The sequence below is a fragment of the Sphingomonas cannabina genome (assembly GCF_021391395.1).
GTDB lineage: Bacteria > Pseudomonadota > Alphaproteobacteria > Sphingomonadales > Sphingomonadaceae > Sphingomonas > Sphingomonas cannabina.
This window is the reverse complement of the sequence record NZ_CP090059.1, coordinates 3,804,668-3,825,319: the sequence shown is the minus strand read 5'-3', so window position 1 is coordinate 3,825,319 and position 20,652 is coordinate 3,804,668. Positions and strand designations below refer to the sequence as shown.

Sequence of the window (20,652 nt, the reverse complement as noted above, 5' to 3'; positions counted from 1 at the left end):
ATTTTATCGCGCCTCGTCGGGTTGCGGAGTGTTCGGTGCGGAGGGTGTCGCTGTCGGCGGGTCGGTCCGCTGCGATGGAGGAGTGAGGCCGTCGCGCGGTGCGGGCGGCATGTCCGGCAACCGCTCGGCGGGACGGGCGCCGGGTGCGAGGAAGCGCTGGCGGTTCTCTGCCCAGGCACGGCGGCATTCCGGATCGCGCGGTCCCTCTTCGCCGAGCGCCTGGCAGCGGATCAATGCGTCCCGCAGGGGATCGGCCGGCGCCTCCGCGGCGCGGCCGGACGGCCAGGTCTCGGGCGCCTCCTCTTTCCGGGTCATCTCGATCGCGGTCGCGGTGACCGCGACCGCGACGAACACGACGGCCCCGAGGCGCGCGAGCATCTTCCGGTCCATCGCCGTGCCCTCAGTTACCGTTCGGGAACATGCGCGCATTGCCGGGTTGGTAGCCGCTACCCGGTGTGAGGAAGCGGCGGCGCTGCTCGCGCCCTTGCTCGGCCGCCGCCGCCCGCTCGGCCTCGGAGAGGCTCTGGGCACGTCCGTTGGCAGCGACGACGGCTGTGAGATCGGCAAGCTGCTGCGCCTGGAGCGCCAGGAGCTGATTGCCCGCCTGTGTCGCCTGCAACGCGCCCGTCGCGCCCTGGCTCTGGCCGACCAGGGCCGACATCTCGCTGCGGTTGATATCGATGTTGCCGACGACGCCGGCCTGGACGCGCATGGCGTCCTGCAAGCCGCCGACGGTGTTCTGCCAGCGCTCGCGCGCCTGCGTGACGAGCGCCTGATCGGAAGCCGAAATCGACGCATTGCCGTAGGTGGTCTGGAACGCGCGGTCGATCTGCTGGACGTTAAGCGCGATGCCCTGCGCCTGTTGCAGAAGCTGCTGCGTGCGCTGGACGGACTGCTGAAGCTGCTGGAGCGAGGAGTACGGCAAGCTCGCCAGGTTGCGGGCCTGATTGATCAGCATGGTCGCTTCGTTCTGAAGCTGGGTGATCTGCTGATTGACCTGCTGGAGCGTGCGCGCCGCCGTCAGCACGTTTTGCGCATAGTTGGTCGGGTCGTACACGATCCACTGCGCGGCGGCAGGCGGCGTGAGGACAGGAGACAGAGCAAGAGGGGCCGCAAGAATTGCGGCCGTCATGCGCAAAGTGCGCGCGCGGCTTTGAAGGGAACGTGTCATGGGCGTACCTCCGGTTCGTTTTGGGGGATGACATTGGTGAGGTCGGCGATAAGGTCGGAAGCCCAGTCGAGCCGGTTCGCCGCGAGCCACTCGCGCAGGAACCCGTCCGTGCCGCTGCGGGCATGAACGTCGGCGATCATCGCCTGATGCTGTTTCGACGAGGCCGCGCACAGCGCCAGGGCCACGTCCGACAAGCCCAGTTCGAACAGGCGATTGCCGCGCCGCGACTGGCAGTAATAGTCGCGCTTGGGCATGGCCCGCGCGAGGATCTCGATCTGGCGGTCGTTGAGACCGAAGCGACGGTAGATGGCGGTGATCTGCGGTTCGATCGCGCGCTCGTTGGGGAGCAGGATGCGCGTCTGGCAGCTCTCGATAATGGCCGGAGCGATCGCCGATCCGTCTATGTCGGACAGCGACTGGGTGGCGAAGATCACGCTGGCGTTCTTCTTGCGCAGCGTCTTCAGCCATTCGCGGAGCTGCCCGGCGAATCCTTCGTCGTCGAGGGCGAGCCAGCCTTCATCGACGATCAGGAGTGTCGGCCGCCCGTCGAGGCGATCCTCGATGCGATGGAAGAGATAAGCGAGCACGGCGGCGGCCGCGCCGGTGCCGATCAGCCCCTCGGTCTCGAAGGCCTGGACGTTCGCGGCGCCAAGATGTTCGGCCTCGGCGTCGAGCAGCCGGCCATAGGGACCGCCGACACAATAGGGTCGTAGCGCCTGCTTCAGGTCGTTGGACTGGAGCAGGACGGACAGGCCCGTCAACGTGCGCTCCGCGACGGGCGCGGACGCCAGCGAGGTCAGGGCCGACCAGAGATGCTCCTTGACCTCGGGCGTGACCGTCACGCTCTCGCGGGAGAGGATCGCGATCAGCCAGTCGGAGGCCCAGGCGCGCTCTGCGACGTCATCGATGCGGGCGAGCGGCTGGAGCGACACGCTGTCGTGGGCGCCTTCGGTCAATCCTCCGCCGAGATCATGCCAGTCACCGCGCATGGCGAGTGCCGCGGCACGGATCGATCCACCGAAGTCGAAGGCGAAGACCTGGGAATGCGGATAGCGCCGGAACTGAAGCGCCATCAGCGCCAGCAGCACGGACTTGCCGGCGCCGGTCGGCCCGACGATCAGCGTATGGCCGACGTCACCGACATGGATGGAAAGCCGGAACGGGGTCGAGCCCTCCGTTCTGCCGTAAAGCAGTGGGGGTGAATCGAAGTGCTCGTCCCGTTCCGGTCCCGCCCACACCGCCGACAGCGGGATCATGTGAGCGAGATTCAATGTGCTGATGGGCGGCTGGCGGACATTGGCGTAGACGTGGCCGGGCAGCGAACCCAGCCACGCGTCCACGGCATTGATGGTCTCGGCCATTGCCGTGAAGTCGCGCCCCTGAATGACCTTCTCCACCAGCCGCAGCTTCTCGGCGGCAATGCGGGGGTCATCATCCCAGACCGTGATCGTCGCCGTCACATAGGCCTGACCGGCATAGTCGGCGCCCAGCTCCTGCAGCGCCATGTCGGCATCGGCCGCCTTGTTGGCCGCGTCGGTGTCGACGAGCGCCGACGCCTCGTTGGTCATGATCTCCTTGAGGATGGCGGCGATGGATTTGCGCTTGGCGAACCATTGCCGCCGGATCTTGGTCACCAGCTTGGTGGCGTCGGTCTTGTCGAGCAGGATGGCCCGCGTCGACCAGCGATAGGGAAAGGCGAGCCGGTTGAGCTCGTCGAGGATGCCGGGCGTCGTCGCGGACGGGAAACCGACAATGGTGAGGATGCGCAGGTTCGTGTCGCCGAGGCGCGGTTCGAGCCCGCCGGTGAGCGGTTGATCCGCGAGCAGCGCGTCGAGATACATCGGGGTCTCGGGAACGCGGACGCGGTGCCGTTTCGTCGAAATGGTCGAATGCAGGTAGGTGAGCGTCTCGGCGTCATCGAGCCACGCGCATTCCGGCATGAAGGCGTCGATGAGGTTCAGAATGCGGTCAGTGCGATCGATGAAGCCGCGCAGGATCTCATGCGCATCGACGCCGGCGTGCTCGCGGCCCTCGTAGAGCCAGGTCTCGGCACGCGCCGCGTCCTCGGCGGGCGGGAGAAAGAGAAAGGTGAGGAAGTAGCTCGACTCGAAATGCGCGCCGGCCTCCTCGAAGTCGGCCTTGCGTTCGGCGTCGACCAGCGCGGAAGCGCTGTCGGCGAACACGCTGGCCGGATAGGTCGCGGCGCCGTGGCGCTGCGCCTCGACGAAGATGGCCCAGCCGGAGCCGAGGCGGCGGAAGGCATTGTTGAGCCGACCGGCGACGGCGACCAGCTCGGCCGGCACGGCGCTGTCGAGATCGGGGCCGCGGAAACGCGCGGTGCGCTGCAAGCTGCCATCCTTGTTGAGGACGACGCCTTCGCCGGCGAGCGCGGCCCAGGGCAGGAAGTCGGCAAGCCGGGTGTTGCGGTTGCGGTACTCGGCAAGGTTCATCATCGCGCCGCTCCTCAGACCGACAGGTGACCGGGGATGCGCAAATGCTTGCGCACGACGTCGACGAACTGCGGGTCTCGCTTGGCTGCCCAGACGGCGGCGAAGTGGCCGAGAGCCCAGAGGCCCAAACCGACCAGCCAGAGGCGAAGGCCGAGGCCTAGCGCGGCGGCCAGTGTCCCGTTGAGAATAGCGACCGAGCGCGGCGCACCGCCGAGCAGGATGTGCTCGGTCAGCGCCCGGTGGACGGGCACCAAAAAGCCCGGAACCTCGCCGCCATGATCCGCGCCGTCGGCCATCAGACGAGCGCCCCGCCGCCGAACGAGAAGAACGACAGGAAGAAGCTGGACGCGGCGAAGGCGATCGACAGGCCGAACACGATCTGGATCAGGCGCCGTGCGCCGCCCGAGGTATCGCCGAAGGCGAGCGTCAGGCCGGTGATGATGATGATCATCACGGCGATGATCTTGGCGACCGGCCCCTCGATGGATTCGAGGATCGACTGAAGCGGCGCTTCCCAGGGCATCGACGAACCGGACGCATGGGCGGCCGGCGCGAGGGCGAGCGTCAGGAAGGTGACGGACACCGCCGTGGCGATGTGGCGGCGAATGCGCAAAGCATGCTTGATCATGACGGGTCTCCTGTGAGGGGCTGGCTTGCGGGGGTGACGCGGTAGTCGCCGTCGGGGCCGAGGCCCTCGATGCGGGCAAGTTCGGCGAGGCGGCGCGAAGAGCCGCGGCCGGAGAGCACGGCGACCAGATCGATCGTCTCGCCGATCAGTGCGCGCGGGACGGTGACGACGGCTTCCTGGATGAGCTGTTCGAGCCGGCGCAGGGCGCCGATAGCGGTGCCGGCGTGGATGGTCCCGACGCCGCCGGGATGGCCGGTGCCCCAGGCCTTCAGCAGATCGAGCGCCTCGGCACCTCGGACCTCGCCGATCGGAATGCGGTCGGGGCGCAGGCGGAGCGAGGAGCGGACGAGATCGGAGAGCGAAGCGACGCCGTCCTTTGTCCGCATCGCGACGAGGTTCGGCGCGGCGCATTGCAGTTCGCGCGTGTCCTCGATCAGGACGACGCGGTCCGAGGTCTTCGAGACTTCGGCGAGCAGCGCATTGGTCAGGGTGGTCTTTCCGGTCGAGGTGCCGCCGGCGACGAGAATGTTGCGCCGATCCCCAACGGCCTGGCGCAGCGTCTCGGCCTGACCCGCCGCCATGATGCCGGCGGCGACGTAATCGTCGAGCGTGAACACCGCCACGGCGGGCTTGCGGATCGCGAAGGCTGGCGCGGACACGACGGGGGGCAAGAGCCCTTCGAACCGCTCCCCCGTTTCGGGCAGCTCGGCCGAGACACGTGGGGCGCCGGGATGGACCTCGGCGCCGACATGGTGCGCGACGAGGCGGATGATCCGCTCGCCGCCCGACGGCGACAGAAGCTCACCCGTGTCCGAAAGCCCTTCCGAAAGACGGTCGACCCAGAGCCGCCCATCGGGGTTGAGCATCACCTCGACGATCGCGGGGTCTTCCAGAAACCTGGCGATGGCGGGGCCGAGCGCGGTGCGCAGCATGCGCGCGCCGCGAAGGATCGCCTCCGATTTCTGGTGAGTTGCCGCCACGTCGTCCCCGTTCTCTTGCGGGTCCGCCAAGGGCGGCCCTGGATCGGGGATAAGTAGAAGAGGCAGAAATCATGGCCTGACAACAACCATAATATGGTCGTCGTACTGTGGCGTACAAAGACAGGGGATCGGCGGACTCAGTGGTTGCTCGTCGGTGGTGCGACGATTGCTTTTGACGGCAACATCGCGGCGCGGAGGAGGTAGGAGAGCCCTGCCTGATGAAGTGGAGAAGGTGCTTTGACGCGAAGACTGCTGGAAGGACTTGACGCAAAGACTGCGCGGCGGGTGGCCATATGATGCCTCGGTGCGCAACTGATGAGGGCACGCTCGCGGGCATAATAACCCAATTAGCGCAGCAGAAAGGGCTGCCCTTCATCGTCGCAATCGACGGCCGAAGCGGTGTTGGTAAGTCGACATTGGCCAAGGCGCTCACCGAGAACCACGACGCCTTGGTCATCGAGGGCGACGACTTCTATGCGGGCGGGATCGAGCTGCGGACAGACAGCCCGGCGTCGCGGGCCGCAGCCTGCATTGACTGGACGCGGCAACGATCGGTGCTTGAAGCCCTGGCGGCTAGACGGGAGGCGTGGTGGCGCGCGTTCGACTGGAATGCCTTTGACGGACGTCTGTGCGATGAACCGACTAGGGTCGAATCAAAACCCGTCGTGATTCTGGAAGGAGTTTATGCAGCGCGTCCCGAGCTGGCCGATCTGCTCGATTTGCGCGTCGCGGTCGTGGCACCTGATGAAGTGCGTCTTGTACGGCTCGCCGAAAGGGAAGGCGCGATTGGCCCTTGGGAGCGGCAGTGGCACGAGGCGGAGGAGTTCTACTTCCGGGCGGTGATGCCGATGGCCAAGTTCGACGTGGTCGTCAAAGATTTAGAAGTCTAGTCATGGCCTACTCCGGGCCGGCCGGGGCGTTTATATCCTCCGAAATCTCCTGCCTGAGCTTCGGTCCCTGCGCGAGTCGTCGGCCGAGCGCGGTGACGAACGCCTCATAGCGCTCCGCAGCCTTGGCGCGTGCCGCAACCTGTGCCGGCTCCGGCAGCGGCGGATTAGATGTCAGCCAGAAGCGAACGAAAACGGCGAGCGTCTCGACCGATATGCCGAGATCGCGCTCCATGCGCGCCATGCGGCGGTCAATTTGATCGAGCCGCTTCGTCGCCGCCGCTTCCTGCCGTTCCGCGGCGTCTGGCGAGAGGAATGACGCGATACCAGCCTCGGCGACTAGGGACAGGGATAGGTCGCGCCGCGCGGCATGTTCGGCGAGCGCCTTCATCACGTCCGGGTCGAGATACACGGATAGGCGCTGCTTTTTTGGGAGCTTGATCAAGGCCGTCTCCTATAAATCGATGCCGTCGCCCGGATCGAGCGAGGCTTGGCGAGCGACCTGGCGCATGGTCTGCGTCATGCGGCTAAGGCGGGCGGCATCCTCCTCGAGGTCATCACGGGGATCGATCTCGAACTCGTTTTCGATGACCGGCTTTCGCTCGACGGTCTTGGTGCGGCTCAGTTCGGGCTGATGCCGTCGCTCGGAATCCGTCGGATCGTCATCGGCCCCATCATCCACGGCGATGGGCGTGTTCAGCACCGGCCGTTCGGGCAAAGCCAGCGTGCTCCAATCGTCTGCCCTTGCGCTTGCCGGTTTGGTCAGGCCGGGCGGCGTCAGGATGCGCTCCTGAAATCGGCGATCCTCATAGTAGCGGGCTTTCTTCGCGCGTATCGGCGGAATGCCGGCGACCATGACGATTTCCTCGGAGGGCGGGAGCTGCATGATCTCGCCAGGCGTCAGCAATTGGCGGGCGGTCTCCGAGCGAGACACCATCAAGTGGCCGAGCCAGGGCGAGAGGCGGTGGCCGGCATAGTTCTTCATCGCCTTCATCTCGGTGGCGGTGCCGAGCGCATCCGAAACGCGTTTGGCGGTCCGCTCGTCATTGGTCGCGAAGCTGACCCGGACGTGGCAGTTGTCGAGGATCGAGTTGTTCGGGCCATAGGCCTTCTCGATCTGATTCAGCGACTGGGCGATGAGGAATGCTTTCAGGCCGTAACCCGCCATGAACGCCAAGGCGCTCTCGAAGAAGTCGAGGCGGCCGAGCGCGGGAAACTCGTCGAGCATGAGCAGCAGCCGATGGCGGTTGCCCTTCGCCTGCAGATCCTCGGTCAAGCGCCGGCCAACCTGATTGAGGATCAGGCGGATCAGCGGCTTGGTCCGGTTGATGTCGGAGGGCGGGACCACGAGGTAGAGGGTGGTCGGATGCTTGCCACCGACCATGTCGGCGATGCGCCAGTCGCAGCGACGCGTGACCTCGGCGACGACGGGATCGCGATACAGACCCAGGAACGACATCGCGGTCGACAGTACGCCGGAGCGTTCGTTGTCAGATTTGTTGAGCAGCTCGCGCGCAGCCGACGCGATCACAGGGTGAGGTCCGGCCTCGCCGAGGTGGGCGGTCTTCATCATCGCCGCGAGGGTCGACTCGATCGGACGCTTCGGATCGGACAGGAAAGCGGCGACGCCGGCGAGCGTCTTGTCGGCCTCGGCATAGAGCACGTGGAGGATCGCACCCACCAGCAGCGCGTGCGACGTCTTCTCCCAGTGGTTCCGCTTCTCGAGCGAGCCTTCCGGGTCCACCAAGATGTCAGCGATGTTCTGCACGTCGCGGACTTCCCACTCGCCGCGCCGCACCTCGAGCAGCGGATTGTAGGCCGCCGACTTGGCATTGGTCGGATCGAACAGTAGCACGAGGCCGTGCCGGGCGCGGTAGCCGGCGGTCAGCGTCCAGTTCTCGCCCTTGATATCGTGAACGATCGCCGAGCCCGGCCAGGTCAAGAGCGAGGGCACAACCAGGCCCACGCCCTTGCCGGAACGTGTCGGCGCGAAGCACAGCACATGCTCCGGACCGTCATGGCGAAGATAGTCGCGTTCAAGCTTGCCGAGCACGACGCCGTCCGGGCCGAGCAAGCCTGCGGCCTTAACCTCTTCCGGCCGCGCCCAGCGGGCCGAGCCGTAGGTCTCGACGTTCTTCGCTTCGCGTGCCCGCCACACGGACATGCCAATGGCAACCGCGATGGAGATGAACCCGCCGGATGCGGCAATGTAGGCACCCTCGACGAAGATCGGCGGCGCATAGGCGTCGTAGAAGTACCACCACCAGAAGAAGGCCGGCGGATAGTAGATCGGCCACCCGGCAAGCTCGAACCAGGGCTGCCCGAGCTGTGGCTGGAAGCCGAACCGGTAGGCCGTCCATTGCGTCGCGCCCCAGGTCGTCATCAGCACGATCAGGAAGACGGTGAGGATCTGGCCCCAGAGGATTTTCGTCGCCGACATTGCGGGCACTCCTTTCTTGATTGGGCTACATGCCGAGGCCGCGATTGCGGCCGAAGCTCCAGTCGACGCCGCCGCCTCCGCGCGAGACGCCGGAGACGTGCTGACCGAGCTGACGTTCGAGGGACGGAGACCAGGGCACGAGCTGAAAGCCGAGGCCGTCGTCGATCATGGCGAAGCGGCCCGAGGCGAGCGCGAAGCGCTGCCGATAGGTGCCCGCCACATATTCGCCCGTTCCGGCCTTTGTGAACTGACGCCCGATTTCGGCGGCAAGCTTCTCGCCCAGAGCTTCCACCTCACGCTGGCGCAACTGGTCGATCAGCCCGGGCGCAAAACTGACACCGCGCGACTGCCGCTCGGCGAGGCCCTGGCTGATAAGATGGTCGGCACGGCGGTCCATCGCCTGACGCACCTCCGCACCAAAGCCGCCGCCGCCGAGCGACACCGGCTCACGGGAGATGGCCTGCCGGTCTAGCCAGGTGGCGCCGGTCGCATGCACCTGTCGCTCGATATCGAGATCGGAGCGAACGGCTAGCGCGACACGGCGGCGGCCCTGCGCATCATCAAACTTGCGCAGCTCGACGATCGAGCCTGGAGCGCTGTCGCCAGCGGCATCAAGGTCGGGCAGCTTGATATGGTGGGTGCGCCCGTCCGTGCCGTCGACCACAGCGTAGGCCGTACCCTTCAACTCGTCATCGAGACCGCGATCGACCAGCCGCCCGATGACAGGATCGTCGATGCTCTCGCCGGCGAGCACATAGCTCCCGGCGCCACGCTCGATGCCCCGCTCGGTCAGGCCACGATGGATGCGCTTGATGATGTCGCCGCGTTCGCCGAGTTCGCGCAGCGTTGCCTCCGCATTCTCGGACACGACCCATTGGCCCGGTCCGACCTGATCGGCGAGGCCGAGCGTTTCCAGCTTGCGCAGGCGGCCGATTTTCATCGCGTGGAATTCGTCGGGCTGGCGATCCGGGTGTGGAGCGAGATCGACAACGCCGGTGCGGTAGCTGTCGCGGGCGAGCTGGCGATCGAGGTTGGTCCAGCGCTCCGCCTCGATCTGCCGTTCGAGATTGCGGCGGATCTCGTGATCGGTGCGCGGTCCCAGCTCCTGGGTGACGAGATCTTGCGCGCGGGCGCGCATGCCTTCCTTGATGTAGTCGCGGGCAATGACGAGGTCCTGGCCGTCGTCGGTCTGCCCCCGCAGGATGATGTGGACGTGGGGATTGTCGGTGTTCCAGTGATCGACGCCGACCCAATCAAGCTTAGTGCCGAGGTCCTTCTCCATCTGACCCATCAGCTCGCGCGCGAAGGTCTTGAGGTCAGACATCTCAGTCGCGTCCTCAGGCGAGACGATGAACCGGAAGTGATGCCGCTCCTCCTGGGTGCGCTCGGCGTAGGCCCTGGGATCGGCGTCTTCGGTCTCGGGACCGAACAGCCGGGCCTTCTCCCCGTCCAGGGTCACACCTTCGCGCCGGAGATAGCTGAGGTGGGCGCTGAGCGGCGCGGCCCTAGCGGTATGCCGGACGACGCGTGTCTTGATGACGACATTGCGCGATCGGCTTGTGAGCAGCCGATTGGCCTGTACGGTCGCGCGCTGTCCGCGTCCGAACCGCGAGCGATTGCCCGCGCTGATTTGCCCGGAGTGCGAGACGCGTCCACCGGCCCGCTGTGCGGCGGCGAGCGCTTGGGCAATGAAGGGCCGCGCTTGCTGCGCACGGGTCGAGCGGATGCGACCAGGCCGGATGCGGAAATCGTCCTCGCCGCTCATGGCCGAGGCTCCGCACATCGCGCAAACGCGCGGAAAGTCTTGACGAAATAGCGAATGCGCAGGCTGCGCCGATCAGGCGCACCTCGCGAAAATGCGCCATAAGCCCCTGAAAGCACACGACCGCACCAAGCCGCACCTCGCCGGCTTTTATCTCGCCATCGTGCGGTTGTGCTGACTGCTCCTCCTCTCCGGACCGCCTTCGATCCGCCAGAGCACGCCACAATGCGAACGAGTGCGAATGCGGTCATCGCGGGCCACCAGAGACGCTGCGGGCAACGAAAAGGCGCTCGGTGCGCGAAGCCGCCGGGCCTTGATCGCGCGCCGGGATCGCCGCGGCAGTTTCACCCGGGGCGCGTTCGGGCAGCACCGGCGCGACAGGTCCGCTGCCAGCCGCCTGCACGACGAAGAGCGGCGCGCGGGTCCAGGCCAGCGGATCGGCGGTCGCCACCATGACGGGGCCGGTGAGTTCACCGTCGCCGACAATCGGGGCGAGTGTCGCGACATAGGCGCGCGTTTCAGCCGGCAATGGGCGACCTGCGAGATATTCTTCGTAGCGGCCTGGACCGGCATTGTAGGCCGCAAGGAAGCCGGGCGATCCGTAGCGATCGTGCATCTCGCGCAGATACGCAGCGCCGGCCAGGATGTTGTCTCGCGGATCGTAGGGATTGCTGCCGAGCCGGTGGCGGACGCGCAGTTCAGCCCATGTGGCGGGCATGATCTGCATCAGGCCCATCGCGCCGGCCGACGAGATGGCGCGCACATCGCCGGCGCTTTCCACGCGCATGACGGCGCGTATCCACGCTTCGGGGACGCCGAACCTCTGCGCCGCCTCGGCGATGTAATCGCCATAGGGATCGCCGCGCGATGGTCGTTCGGCTGGAGCCTGCTGGGCGCCGGCTGGGCTTGTCCCCGGTGCGGCGAGGATCAGGCCGGAAAGGAGAAGGAGGGCTGCACGTCGATGGGTGATCCTCCCTCCGACGGCAGGCTGATGGCGCGCCGCGGGCATCGCTCAGTCCCGCTCGCCGCGCTTCGGCGGGCGATTCCAGTGCAGGCCCCAGGCGGACTTGTCGCCGGCCGACTGGAACAGGTTGGCGCGGATCGGATGTTCGAGGGTCGGATCGTCGAGCTGCAGCGAGACGTATTCGCCGGCCTTCTCGCCGGTGCGCTTCCAGCCCGCGCCGATCTCCGCGCCGGTCTCGTTGCTCATGGTGTCGAGCACATGGACGCGGTAGTCCGGCGGGTTCTCCGCATCGGACGGCTCGGCCGCGACGATGATGATGTCCTGATGCAAGGACAGCGTCGTCAGGTGGCCGATGAAGCCATCATTCTCACGCATGAATTGACCGATCACGGGCATGGGTCGTCTCCTTCAGATTGCGGTGGAAAGGGTCATGGGCGGGCCGTCACCGCGTCGGCGCGCCAGACGAAGCGACCATCGCCGTCCTCGTCGGTGTAGAGGGGGGTGGCCCGGCCGATCACGGCGGTGGCCGGAAGCGGGCCGAAGTAGCGGCCATCGAGGCTGTCGCGGACCTGCCAGTTCATCAGGAACAGCTCGCCGTTCTCGACCGACCGGCAGCCCTGCCAGATTGGGAGCGGACGGCCGCGGCGATCGCGATCGAGGGCGTCGCCCATCGGCACGCCGTCGACGGTGATGGCGAGCCCGGTCCGGCAAACCCGCTGTCCTGGGAGCGCGGCGACACGCTTCAACAGCGGCACGCCACGCGGCAGGTAGCCGCCATCGGACAGGAAGGTGGCGAGTGGTTCGGGGGCATCCACCGCAACCAGATCGGTCACGGCGACCGGCCCGGGTTCGCCGATTGTGTAGAAGCCGACGGGCGTGCTGGCGGACGCGTTCCAGATCAGTCTCGGCGCGAAGGATGCTATCGAGGCGACGCCGAGAAGCGACACGGCCACGGTCGTGACGATGGCATAGGAGAGCCGGGTCATGCGCCGATCCCCCGGCGCAGGAGAAAGGCGCGATGTTGGCGCGCATCATAGGCGCGTGGCGTTTCGCCGACGGTCATGCGGTTGTGGACGTGGCGCCAATGCGCGGGCGAGACCTCGATCGGGTCGATGCCGCGCGCCTCGATGGCGTCGATGAGCTGGAGCACGCGCTCAACCTTTGGCCAGCCATCCACATGCAGGAGAACCTCTGCACCGGGCGTAACCGTCGGAACGGTCTGGCACGCTGCGTCGCGCTCCACCGTGCGCAGGATGTCGAGCCGCGAGAGAATGGTGCCGTGCTCGTTCGCCGCCCAGCGCACGAGCGCGAGGACGCTGCCGGGAGGGAAGAACAGGATGCGGCGGCGGCGGTCGAGGATCTGCTCGCGCCGCTCGCGACCGAAGCGCACCCAGTGCTCCGTCTGCTTCTCGATCCAGACGAGCTCGACCTGGGTGAAATCTTCGGACGGCGGCTCGGCGGCAGCACGGCCGGCGCGTTCTGGCGCGGCGACAAGGCCGGTCATTGTCCTTCTCCTGACGCGGGTGGGAATTCACGCTCGAACAGCGCGCGCAGCATGTCGGCGACGGTCTGGCCGCGTTGAAAAGCAGCGATCTTGATGCGGCCGCGCATGTCGGCGGTGACGTCGATCGTCAGCCGGGCCGAAAAATCCTCAGCGGCCTGGCTACGGGAAGCATGGCGTTCGGGCGCCTTGATCCAGTCTTCGGGATCGGCGGGACGCGCCGCGAAGCTGCGTTTCGGGGACCGCTCGTTCATGCGCCGATCCTCGCGACTTCGGCCCCGAGGGCGGCGATCTCACGCGCACCAGGGCAATCCTCGTCCTGCTCGGCAGCGAGCCGGCCGGTCTGCACGACATCGGCAAAGACGATGCGCTGACCGATCGTGGTCGAGAGCAAAGGCGGGTCTTGATCGGCCAGCGTCTCGGCAGTTTCGCGCGCCAGGACCGTGCGAGCCGCGCAGCGGTTCAGCACGAAGCGCGCGGCGAGCTGCGGGCGATAGATGCGCGCCTCGCCGAGCAGCGCCAACATCTCGGCTGAGGCCCAGCCGTCGAGCGGCGATGGCTGCACCGGGATCAGCACGAGGTCGGCGGCGAGCAGGGCCGATCGCATGAGACCGGCGACGCGCGGCGGGCCGTCGATTACGACATGGTCCGCGTCCCGTGCCAGCTCGGGCGCTTCACGGTGGAGTGTATCGCGAGCGAGGCCCACGACACCGAACAGCCGCTCCAGCCCCTCCCGGCTGCGTTGCTGCGACCAGTCGAGCGCCGAGCCTTGCGGATCGGCGTCGATCAGCGTGACGCGCTGTCCACGGCGAGCCCATTCGCCAGCGAGATGAAGCGCCAGCGTCGTCTTGCCGACACCGCCCTTCTGGTTGAGCAGTGCGACGATCATGACGGTCTCCCGGCGATCGGGGACTCGCCCGCAGCGGCCGAAAAAGCGGCTTGCGTTAGAAAGATTCCGTAGGAATCTAGGTTAGATAAGTTACGGGGCTCGCAAGCTGCTGATTCAGCGCGAGGATTCGACGATTCCGGTCCCCGATAGCACGAGAGTCCGGTCCCCGAAGGCACGATAGTGCCGGTCCCTGATAGCACGAGACTATTCACAGCTTATCCCCAGGGCGCTTGATCGAGCGGCGGCGCTGGCGGGCGATACCGAGCGCGTTCGGATCGATGGGTTTGAAGGAAAGGATTTCGGGACCGCCGAGGCACTGCTCTATGGTCAAGCGATAGCCCGGCAGCGGCTGGCGGCGGACGATGTCGCGCAGGTCGTAGGCGAAATGCTTGAGCGGCGAGAGCGAGCCGGACTTGGCATGGAGATGCGGGAAGTCGAAGCTCCAGCCGAACTCCTGTTTGCCACCATGCTTGCGGACCAGGCGATAGAGCCAGCGTTCCAGGCCGCCCGTCAGGCCGAAATAATTGCGGTCGATCGTCAGCACGAGCGCGTCGTCGAGAACGGCGGCGTAGAACCAGTCCGGCACGATCAGCTCGAGGCCGAGCGGCCGGCCTCTGCCGTCGGCGCGCTCTTTCCACTCGTTGATCCAGGAGAAGCGGTGCAGCCGTCGCTCGGTCGGCTGGCGGATTGACGTCGCCACTGTCGTCGACTGGAGGCGGTCGAGCGCGGCCTTCAAGCGGTCGTAGTCGCGCAAGGAAACGCCGCGGCCGATGAACTGCAGAATTTCGTAGGGGGTGGTCGCCATCAGGCGCGACGGCCGCAGGCCGTGATCGCGCGCCTCGACGATCTGGGACGCAGCCCAGATCAGCACGTCGGCGTCCCAGATGGTGGCCATGCCGTGCTCGGGGACGGCTTCGACACGGATGACGATGGAGCCGGTCTTGAAGTCGATCGGCGCTACCCGCTTGGACTTGCCGAGCGCGAAAAACGGGTACGCCATCAGGTCCTGCGCATCGCGGGGCGCGAGATCGCCAGGCAGCGCCCGAAAGAGATCGAGCTGCTCGCGTTCGCTGCTGTGATGGCGCGCCGACATTGCCTGGAGGCTCAGCGCGGGAACCGGCCGACGGCGGCAGGGGAGGCCGCGGCTTGGCGCTTTGCCGGGAGCACGGTCCCGCCGCGCGGGTCTGAGGTCGATGTGACGAGGCCGCGATCCGCCCAGGCTTGGAGGTCGTCGACGGAGTAGACGACGCGGCCGCCGAGCTTCCGGTAGGTCGGGCCGGTGCCGTAGGTACGATGCTTTTCGAGGGTGCGCTCAGAGAGGCCAAGGAAGCGGGCGGCCTCCTGCGTTCTCAGGTATCGTGGCGGTAGACTGGCGGCTTTTTCGGCCATGATCGAACCTCCGTGGTCTCGCGGGAGGCCGCTTCGGATGGGCGGCGGGTTGCGAGCACGGTGGCGCGAAGACGGCCCCTTGAACGATGTCGAAGTAAGGAGCTTAAATTCGACACCCGATAGGTGTCAGCGCTCGCGGCGGGGACGGCGCAGCAGCGCCCGATATCCGCCGCGCACCATCTTCATGCCGTCGCGGGCAAGCCGGATGGTGGTTTCGCGGATGGGATGTCCGACCCATGACGCGGTGTCGATCTGGTGCTGCGGGAAGAGGTGTTCGGCGATGGTGCGATAGATGGCACCTGCGAGACGCGCGTCGACAGCACGCAGCATCTGCCGCGCCCGCTGCAGCCGCTGGGGTGTCACGCGGGAATCTGGAGTCACCGCGCGGCCCGTTGCGGCCGCCCAGAAACGGCCCAACGCCGTCAGGCGATCGGGTGTCATCTCATCGAGCGGGATTACTGCAGCAAGTGGGGCGCCTTCCGTCGAATCGGAAAGAGTGACATCGAAAGGTTCGCCGTTGAGGTTTAGTCGGAGAAGCGCTGCGCCGCGGTCTTGGACGGCGTGAGCGCGAAGACGATCAACGGTGAGATGAGATTCTCCGGATAGGGCGGGGCCGCCTTGGAGAATGATCGCCGCCGGATCGGCTTGAGGGGTCCAGAAGATCGGCTGAGCGAGCCCAGTGATGCGTGGGTCTGCTGCGAAAAGACAACCCCCATTGATGTGCAAAGGCCGTCGCTGTTTCGTCGGTTAATCGTCCAGAGGACAGTAATCTTTGAAAGTCCGCCCTATACTCTGGGTTTCTCCTGAGAAATTCCCATGCAAGTTCGCTGGTCGTAAGCTTATCGATATAGTCATAAGCGGTCTCAGACCGCCAACTTTCTTCCTCGGACATCCTCCGCCGCCTCCGCGCAAATGTTAAGCAACGCGAGTAGTGAAGCGATGACGATTCCAAGTTGAGTTGATGCAGGGAAGAACGAAGTCGGATCAACGTGATGCATGTTCTGCATCACCTCAGTGCAGGCGAGGCCCAAGGAACTCGCTGTAGCCGCTTCGGGTCATCCATTTTGCGCGGGAGAGATGAGCGGCGTGGACGCGTGCGGCCCGCTCCGGTTCGGTTTTGGCACAGATTCCGAAGAGCACTTGTACGACTTCTTTCCAGTCTGCTCCGTCGGCGTCAGCATCCAGAAGGCGCAGGTAAAGCTTCAGATGCGCCTTGTCATAGGCGGTGAGCGCTGCGCCATCAGGCGGCTGATCCAGAAAGTCTTCTTTGGTCACTGAATTCCCCCTTGATAGATGTATCCATTTTGAAGGGAATTGTTAACGCTGTTTTGAACGCAGAGGCCACCGGCTGACCGCACGGGTAGCGACAGAGCGGCGCGATCGCCCGCCGACGCGTCAGTCGTCTCTCTTCCTGTTGACAAGCATCACTCCCACTCCCTGGTCGGAGTTCAGGAAGACGATCCCGCTACCTTCGAACGCGCGACGGACTTCATCGCGCGTGCTTTCATACACCTCAAGGCCGCTTTCGGACTCGAGGCGCTTCAGCGCGGTCAAAGATACCCGGGCCCGGTCAGCGAGCGTCTCCTGTGTCCAACCCAGCAACGCGCGTGCGGCCCGCGATTGTCGGGCGGTGATCATGCATGATCACCTCCCACTCGGAACTACGCGCACGCCAGAACTACGACTATATTAGTCGTTCTTGAGGACCGAATCTAGCGTCGAGAGCCTCGATAGCGTTGTCACTTCGGTCGGAACAGCAGCAACTGATTCGGTCGCCCTGGGCGCCGAAGGCCCCGGCCTTCCGGCCGGGGCCTTCGCGGGGCCTCAGTCGCCGCGCCGCCCGTTGGGGCGGGACCAGATCAGCGAGAAGGTGTCTTCGCCTTCGTCGTCGAAGAGGTTGGCGTAGATCGGGGCGTTGAAGCTCGGATCGTCGAGCTTGAGGCCCAGATAGTCGCGGCCTTCGTTGGAGCGCTTGGTCCAGGCGGCGCCGATTTCGGCGCGGCCGACCAGGACCCGGTGGCTGGGAGCGTTCTCACCGGTGGCGCGCTGGTCGGGGACGATGCGCACGTTCTTGGCCTGGACGCTGAGGGTGACGATGTCGCCGGTGAACTCGTTCGAGCCGGTCTTCTTGAAGGTGCCGATGGTCGCCATTGTAAGTCTCCGTTTTCCGTTCCCGAGCCCGCACCATTGCGGCCTCGATGGCGATCGGTTGGCCGGAGGCGATCGACGGCGCACCCCGAAGGGGCCTGACAGCCAAGGAGGGGCTTTCTTGTCTCGCGAGGAATGGCGGCGCAGCCGGCAGGGGAAGAAAGTTTGACGCGGCTGTTGCGTCATAGCGATCGAGGCGCAGCCGGCCTTCGGCCAGATCAGGCCATTGAAGAGGCCGTTTGGAGCGGTCGAGGCACGGTCAGATAACGGAGAAGATGGCGGCCGTCCTACATCGGCAAACCGGCGTCACGACATGCTCACCGGCTTCGTCTCCTCCCGCCAGGCTGACGCTGCTGCATCCTGGCCTTCCGCCGCCACCACGGAGATCCCCGCGCCGGATGTCCGGTGCCCCGCCGAGACATGGGTCTGCCCTGCAGCGCTCCAGCGAGGACCGCTTTTCCGGGCCAGCGTCGATCCGCACCGCACGCGCCCATCGCTCCGACATGAGACGATGGGACGACCACGACCACGGCTGCCCTGATCCTCCTGACGGCGATGACGAAGATCAGGCGCTCGCAAGGTCCCGGCCGGACGGGGCCGGAGCCGCCGCCATTCCCGCGACCCGCACGAAGGCGGTGATGCCGACCGCGACCGCGCCGATGACGGAGAACATGATCTGCCACGCGTCGGACGGCATGAGGTGCTTCACGATGCCATGGGTGGCATGGAAGCCGGCGATCGCCGCCGGCGCGACGAAGGCCGCGGCCACGATCAGCTTCAGCCACATGGGCCGGACGAAGGTAATGAGCAGATGCCCGGCGGCGAGCGTGATCGCCGCCGCGACGGCGCCGACGAGGATGGCGCCAGGAATGCCGGCGCCCGTGCCGTGCGCCCAGGCGCCCGCCGTCACGCCGATGAACGCCGGCAGCGCGAAGACGGCCAGCGTGAACAGCAGCCAGCAAAGCAGGCCTATCGCCGCGAGGGATGCAAGTATTGCGAGGATGATCATGGTGGTGGCCTCCGTGTGGACAAGGTCTGACGGTCGCGCATTCCACCACCACCACGGCGCGGCTGAAGTATAGCGCAGGAGCGCGCGTGCCGGGAGCGGAAATCGGCGGCGATTTCCGCTCCTGCGACCGGGTCGCCCCGGTCAGGGGGCGAAGGGGTCGATCTCATGGACGATGGCGGCGGTGTCGCCGTCATATTCGCTGGCGGGCGTGACCGACAGCGTGCCGTCGCCGGCCTGGAAGATGATGATCGCGGCCATCAGCGTGGTGGCGAGGCTGAAGGCGAAGGCGTGTGCGTCGTTCAGGGACATTGATCCGGCTCCTGTTCGAGCGGAGGGCCATCCCCCGCTGACAGGTGCCCGATGTGTCGGGCTGAGCGCTGCAATCACCGCGCAGGCGAAGCCGCAGCGGCGGCATGCTCGCATAGCCGACCCTTTACGGGTTGATGGCGTCAAGCGATCAGTCTGACCAAGGATCAGCGCAGAGAAGCGGGGGGTGCGTCGGCCGGTCCGAAATGGTAGTCGATGAATATATCAACAGCCCAGGTGCCAGACTTCAGCCGGATGTCTCGCGCAGCCGAGGCGACAGTATCGGCAGGGGAAGTGTGGCGAGTGGATTTCATGTGCCTGACGGCAACGAGGCGCTGCGGGCCGACATTCCTGCGATCGTTGAGCTGATTGAGCGAACCGCGCGGTGGGTTCATCCAGACACTTTCCGCGCGCTTCCGGTGTGGGCACCGCACACGGCGCGAGGTCGCCCACTCTACGATGCCGGCTGGTCTCGCCGATATACCAACACGCGCAAGGCGACGGGCGTCACTGCCGAGAAGTTCGAGGGAAATGTGGCGGCGCTCAACGCCCTGGTGGCGGCGCTCGATGTGGCGGCCCCCAAGCCTAAGAATTGGACGGTCTGCCATATCTGGGGCTACGACGATCCGTCGTTCGCTCAGCGCAGCAATGTAGTGCAGGATCCTCGCTATTTCTCGTGCGTCGCGAACATGGTGTGGTTGCCGACATCGCTGAAGGGATTCACTGACACGCTCCCTGAGATCAAGGCGATGCTGCGGGTCTGCTCGTTTCATCTTTATGGGTGGGCATGCGAGCATGAGTCCGTGCAATCGCAGGCGGAAGAGGTACGATCAGGTTGGACGCCGTCCAATTACCCGAAGAGCTGGCCGAGCCCCGATCGCCCGGGCATCCTGCCGCCCGGCACTGCACCATTCACGCAGCGCATTGAGCGTGAAATCGCGAAGCGTAAGTCGAAGATGCGGTCCGATTTGGCCAATGCAGAGTACCTCCATTACCCGAAGGCTGAGGTTGAGGACGTGTTGAAGTTCTGGAAAGTCGACTTGAGCTAGGCGGCGCTCACGCGCCGCCGAACTTCCAGACCGGGATGCCGAGCTTCTTGGCCTTGTCGGCAAGGTTGTCGTGGATGCCGGTGCCCGGGAAGTGCATCACGCCCTTCGGCACGATCTCCAGGATGTTGTCGTTGCGCTTGAAGGGTGCGGCCCGGCCGTGCTTCGTCCAGTCGGGCCCGAAGCCGATCTGCGGGACGTTCCGATTCTTTGCCCAGAGCGAGGCGATCTTCTCGGCACCCTTCGGCGATTTGCCGTGGATCAGCACCATGTCGGGATGCTTCTCGTGGACCTGATCGAGCTTGGCCCAGATCAGCCGGTGGTCATTGAAGTCGAGCCCGCCGGTGACGACGATCTTCGGGCCCGGCGGCAGGAGGACCTCCTGGTCGGCACGCTTCTTCGCCATCAGGAAATCGCGGCTGTCGATCATTGCCGAGGTCAGATTGCGATGGTTGACCTTCGATCCGCTGCGCGGGAGCCAAGTTTTGCCGACGTGGCGCTCATAGTGATCGGCGGCCTGGTCGCGCATCAGTTCGAACGCGTTCTGCCGCTCGATCAGCGTCATGCCCTCGGCGATCAGGCGCTCCAGTTCGACCGACTTCACCTCGCTGCCGTCCTGTTCGCGCTGCGCCCGCTTCTGGGCCTGCTCGTTGTCGTCCAGTTCCCGGCCGATCCGGTCGGTGGCGCGGTGGAAGACGTTGACGGTCGACCAGAGGAGATCGTCGAGGTCGGGTTCGAGGCGAGTATCCTCCAGCGTGACGATCAGGGCGTCGAAGATGTCGGCAATTGCGCCCGCGACCTGGTTGCCGTCGGGCAGAAGCCGCTGATCGGGCTCGTCGGCGAAGGGTCGGTAGCCGTGAAGCTGCAGTTCGTTGAGGACATGGTCGGTGGGTGAGGATTCGTGGTGCGGTTCGCAGTCGTGGTGCTCGCGCATGGGATGCTCCGTCGGTTGGACCGCGACCGTCGCGGCCTTCATGGCGACGAAGCCCACGGGCCGGACGGGCGGGCACCCGGAGCGCAAGCGCAGGGCTCGATGGCTAAGGCCGGCTATTTTGCCTCGCGATGGAAAGCGGCCTTCAGGC

The 20,652-nt window shown here is 66.0% G+C and carries 27 protein-coding genes; 2 read left to right on the top strand and 25 right to left on the bottom strand.

All coding sequences use genetic code 11. The features are described from left to right. Positions 1 to 3 precede the first annotated feature (3 nt). The 6 genes from trbK-alt to trbB are packed head-to-tail and all read right to left on the bottom strand — an operon-like array spanning position 4 to position 5,229. Complete coding sequence (trbK-alt, locus tag LZK98_RS17945) at positions 4 to 378, bottom strand: putative entry exclusion protein TrbK-alt (protein ID WP_406693464.1); 375 nt, start codon at positions 376 to 378, stop codon at positions 4 to 6. Positions 379 to 400: 22 nt separating this feature from the next. Continuing rightward, positions 401 to 1,171, bottom strand: a complete 771-nt coding sequence (gene trbJ, locus LZK98_RS17940) for a P-type conjugative transfer protein TrbJ (protein WP_233783877.1) — start codon at positions 1,169 to 1,171, stop codon at positions 401 to 403. Further along, the gene (gene trbE, locus LZK98_RS17935) at positions 1,168 to 3,624 is read right to left on the bottom strand and encodes a conjugal transfer protein TrbE (RefSeq protein WP_233783876.1); all 2,457 of its coding nucleotides are present in this window, start codon (positions 3,622 to 3,624) and stop codon (positions 1,168 to 1,170) included. The genes trbJ and trbE overlap by 4 nt, the downstream gene beginning before the upstream one ends. Before the next feature lie 11 nt (positions 3,625 to 3,635). Then, positions 3,636 to 3,917, bottom strand: a complete 282-nt coding sequence (locus LZK98_RS17930) for a VirB3 family type IV secretion system protein (protein ID WP_233783875.1) — start codon at positions 3,915 to 3,917, stop codon at positions 3,636 to 3,638. Continuing rightward, positions 3,917 to 4,246 carry a TrbC/VirB2 family protein gene (locus LZK98_RS17925; RefSeq protein ID WP_454877251.1) on the bottom strand — a complete coding sequence of 110 codons (330 nt, stop codon included), beginning with the start codon at positions 4,244 to 4,246 and terminating at the stop codon, positions 3,917 to 3,919. Before LZK98_RS17925 ends, LZK98_RS17930 begins: the two co-directional genes overlap by 1 nt. Continuing rightward, a complete protein-coding gene (gene trbB, locus LZK98_RS17920) occupies positions 4,246 to 5,229 on the bottom strand; it encodes a P-type conjugative transfer ATPase TrbB (protein ID WP_233783874.1) in 984 nt (327 codons plus the stop codon). Before trbB ends, LZK98_RS17925 begins: the two co-directional genes overlap by 1 nt. A 416-nt stretch (positions 5,230 to 5,645) precedes the next feature. On the opposite strand from trbB, the gene LZK98_RS17915 reads away from it, so the two are divergent. Beyond that, the gene (locus LZK98_RS17915; protein WP_233783873.1) at positions 5,646 to 6,119 is read left to right on the top strand and encodes a uridine kinase family protein; all 474 of its coding nucleotides are present in this window, start codon (positions 5,646 to 5,648) and stop codon (positions 6,117 to 6,119) included. A gap of 7 nt (positions 6,120 to 6,126) precedes the next feature. Here LZK98_RS17915 and LZK98_RS17910 read toward each other — a convergent pair whose 3' ends face one another. The 18 genes from LZK98_RS17910 to LZK98_RS17830 form a co-directional block, all read right to left on the bottom strand. Further along, entirely contained in the window at positions 6,127 to 6,561 is a 435-nt protein-coding gene (locus LZK98_RS17910; protein WP_233783872.1) for a ribbon-helix-helix protein, CopG family, read from the bottom strand. A 9-nt stretch (positions 6,562 to 6,570) separates the two neighbouring features. Further along, positions 6,571 to 8,556 (bottom strand): conjugal transfer protein TraG, encoded by a 1,986-nt coding sequence (locus tag LZK98_RS17905; protein ID WP_233783871.1) that lies wholly within the window; start codon positions 8,554 to 8,556, stop codon positions 6,571 to 6,573. 25 nt (positions 8,557 to 8,581) lie between these two features. Then, positions 8,582 to 10,321, bottom strand: a complete 1,740-nt coding sequence (locus tag LZK98_RS17900) for a relaxase/mobilization nuclease domain-containing protein (RefSeq protein WP_233783870.1) — start codon at positions 10,319 to 10,321, stop codon at positions 8,582 to 8,584. Positions 10,322 to 10,565: 244 nt separating this feature from the next. Further along, the gene (locus LZK98_RS17895) at positions 10,566 to 11,327 is read right to left on the bottom strand and encodes a lytic transglycosylase domain-containing protein (protein WP_233783869.1); all 762 of its coding nucleotides are present in this window, start codon (positions 11,325 to 11,327) and stop codon (positions 10,566 to 10,568) included. A gap of 3 nt (positions 11,328 to 11,330) precedes the next feature. Next, positions 11,331 to 11,678, bottom strand: a complete 348-nt coding sequence (locus LZK98_RS17890) for a DUF736 domain-containing protein (protein ID WP_233783868.1) — start codon at positions 11,676 to 11,678, stop codon at positions 11,331 to 11,333. 32 nt (positions 11,679 to 11,710) lie between these two features. After that, the gene (locus tag LZK98_RS17885) at positions 11,711 to 12,268 is read right to left on the bottom strand and encodes a S26 family signal peptidase (protein WP_233783867.1); all 558 of its coding nucleotides are present in this window, start codon (positions 12,266 to 12,268) and stop codon (positions 11,711 to 11,713) included. Then, positions 12,265 to 12,786 carry a DUF2840 domain-containing protein gene (locus LZK98_RS17880; protein ID WP_233783866.1) on the bottom strand — a complete coding sequence of 174 codons (522 nt, stop codon included), beginning with the start codon at positions 12,784 to 12,786 and terminating at the stop codon, positions 12,265 to 12,267. The genes LZK98_RS17885 and LZK98_RS17880 overlap by 4 nt, the downstream gene beginning before the upstream one ends. After that, positions 12,783 to 13,037: a hypothetical protein gene (locus tag LZK98_RS17875; protein ID WP_233783865.1), complete on the bottom strand. Its 255-nt coding sequence runs from the start codon at positions 13,035 to 13,037 to the stop codon at positions 12,783 to 12,785. The genes LZK98_RS17880 and LZK98_RS17875 overlap by 4 nt, the downstream gene beginning before the upstream one ends. Next, entirely contained in the window at positions 13,034 to 13,672 is a 639-nt protein-coding gene (gene parA / locus LZK98_RS17870) for a ParA family partition ATPase (protein ID WP_233783864.1), read from the bottom strand. Before parA ends, LZK98_RS17875 begins: the two co-directional genes overlap by 4 nt. 208 nt (positions 13,673 to 13,880) lie before the next feature. Further along, complete coding sequence (locus LZK98_RS17865; protein ID WP_233783863.1) at positions 13,881 to 14,765, bottom strand: replication initiator protein A; 885 nt, start codon at positions 14,763 to 14,765, stop codon at positions 13,881 to 13,883. 11 nt (positions 14,766 to 14,776) lie between these two features. Beyond that, positions 14,777 to 15,061 (bottom strand): helix-turn-helix transcriptional regulator, encoded by a 285-nt coding sequence (locus LZK98_RS17860; protein WP_233783862.1) that lies wholly within the window; start codon positions 15,059 to 15,061, stop codon positions 14,777 to 14,779. Between the two features lie 126 nt (positions 15,062 to 15,187). Beyond that, positions 15,188 to 15,502: a DUF2285 domain-containing protein gene (locus tag LZK98_RS17855; protein ID WP_233786632.1), complete on the bottom strand. Its 315-nt coding sequence runs from the start codon at positions 15,500 to 15,502 to the stop codon at positions 15,188 to 15,190. 136 nt (positions 15,503 to 15,638) lie between these two features. Beyond that, positions 15,639 to 15,953 (bottom strand): transcriptional regulator domain-containing protein, encoded by a 315-nt coding sequence (locus LZK98_RS20740; RefSeq protein WP_406693457.1) that lies wholly within the window; start codon positions 15,951 to 15,953, stop codon positions 15,639 to 15,641. Between the two features lie 119 nt (positions 15,954 to 16,072). Continuing rightward, positions 16,073 to 16,336: a DNA -binding domain-containing protein gene (locus LZK98_RS17850; RefSeq protein ID WP_233783861.1), complete on the bottom strand. Its 264-nt coding sequence runs from the start codon at positions 16,334 to 16,336 to the stop codon at positions 16,073 to 16,075. A gap of 120 nt (positions 16,337 to 16,456) precedes the next feature. Beyond that, the gene (locus tag LZK98_RS17845; protein WP_112755261.1) at positions 16,457 to 16,699 is read right to left on the bottom strand and encodes a helix-turn-helix domain-containing protein; all 243 of its coding nucleotides are present in this window, start codon (positions 16,697 to 16,699) and stop codon (positions 16,457 to 16,459) included. 186 nt (positions 16,700 to 16,885) lie between these two features. Further along, positions 16,886 to 17,212 (bottom strand): DUF736 domain-containing protein, encoded by a 327-nt coding sequence (locus LZK98_RS17840; RefSeq protein WP_233783860.1) that lies wholly within the window; start codon positions 17,210 to 17,212, stop codon positions 16,886 to 16,888. Between the two features lie 562 nt (positions 17,213 to 17,774). Beyond that, positions 17,775 to 18,218 carry a hypothetical protein gene (locus LZK98_RS17835; RefSeq protein ID WP_233783859.1) on the bottom strand — a complete coding sequence of 148 codons (444 nt, stop codon included), beginning with the start codon at positions 18,216 to 18,218 and terminating at the stop codon, positions 17,775 to 17,777. Between the two features lie 141 nt (positions 18,219 to 18,359). Then, a complete protein-coding gene (locus tag LZK98_RS17830; protein ID WP_008125146.1) occupies positions 18,360 to 18,527 on the bottom strand; it encodes a hypothetical protein in 168 nt (55 codons plus the stop codon). 311 nt (positions 18,528 to 18,838) lie between these two features. Between LZK98_RS17830 and LZK98_RS17825 the strand changes: the two genes are divergently transcribed. Beyond that, positions 18,839 to 19,573: a hypothetical protein gene (locus LZK98_RS17825; RefSeq protein WP_233783858.1), complete on the top strand. Its 735-nt coding sequence runs from the start codon at positions 18,839 to 18,841 to the stop codon at positions 19,571 to 19,573. 7 nt (positions 19,574 to 19,580) lie between these two features. On the opposite strand, the gene LZK98_RS17820 is transcribed toward LZK98_RS17825, so the two are convergent. Continuing rightward, a complete protein-coding gene (locus tag LZK98_RS17820; RefSeq protein WP_233783857.1) occupies positions 19,581 to 20,504 on the bottom strand; it encodes a DUF2493 domain-containing protein in 924 nt (307 codons plus the stop codon). Positions 20,505 to 20,652 lie beyond the last annotated feature (148 nt).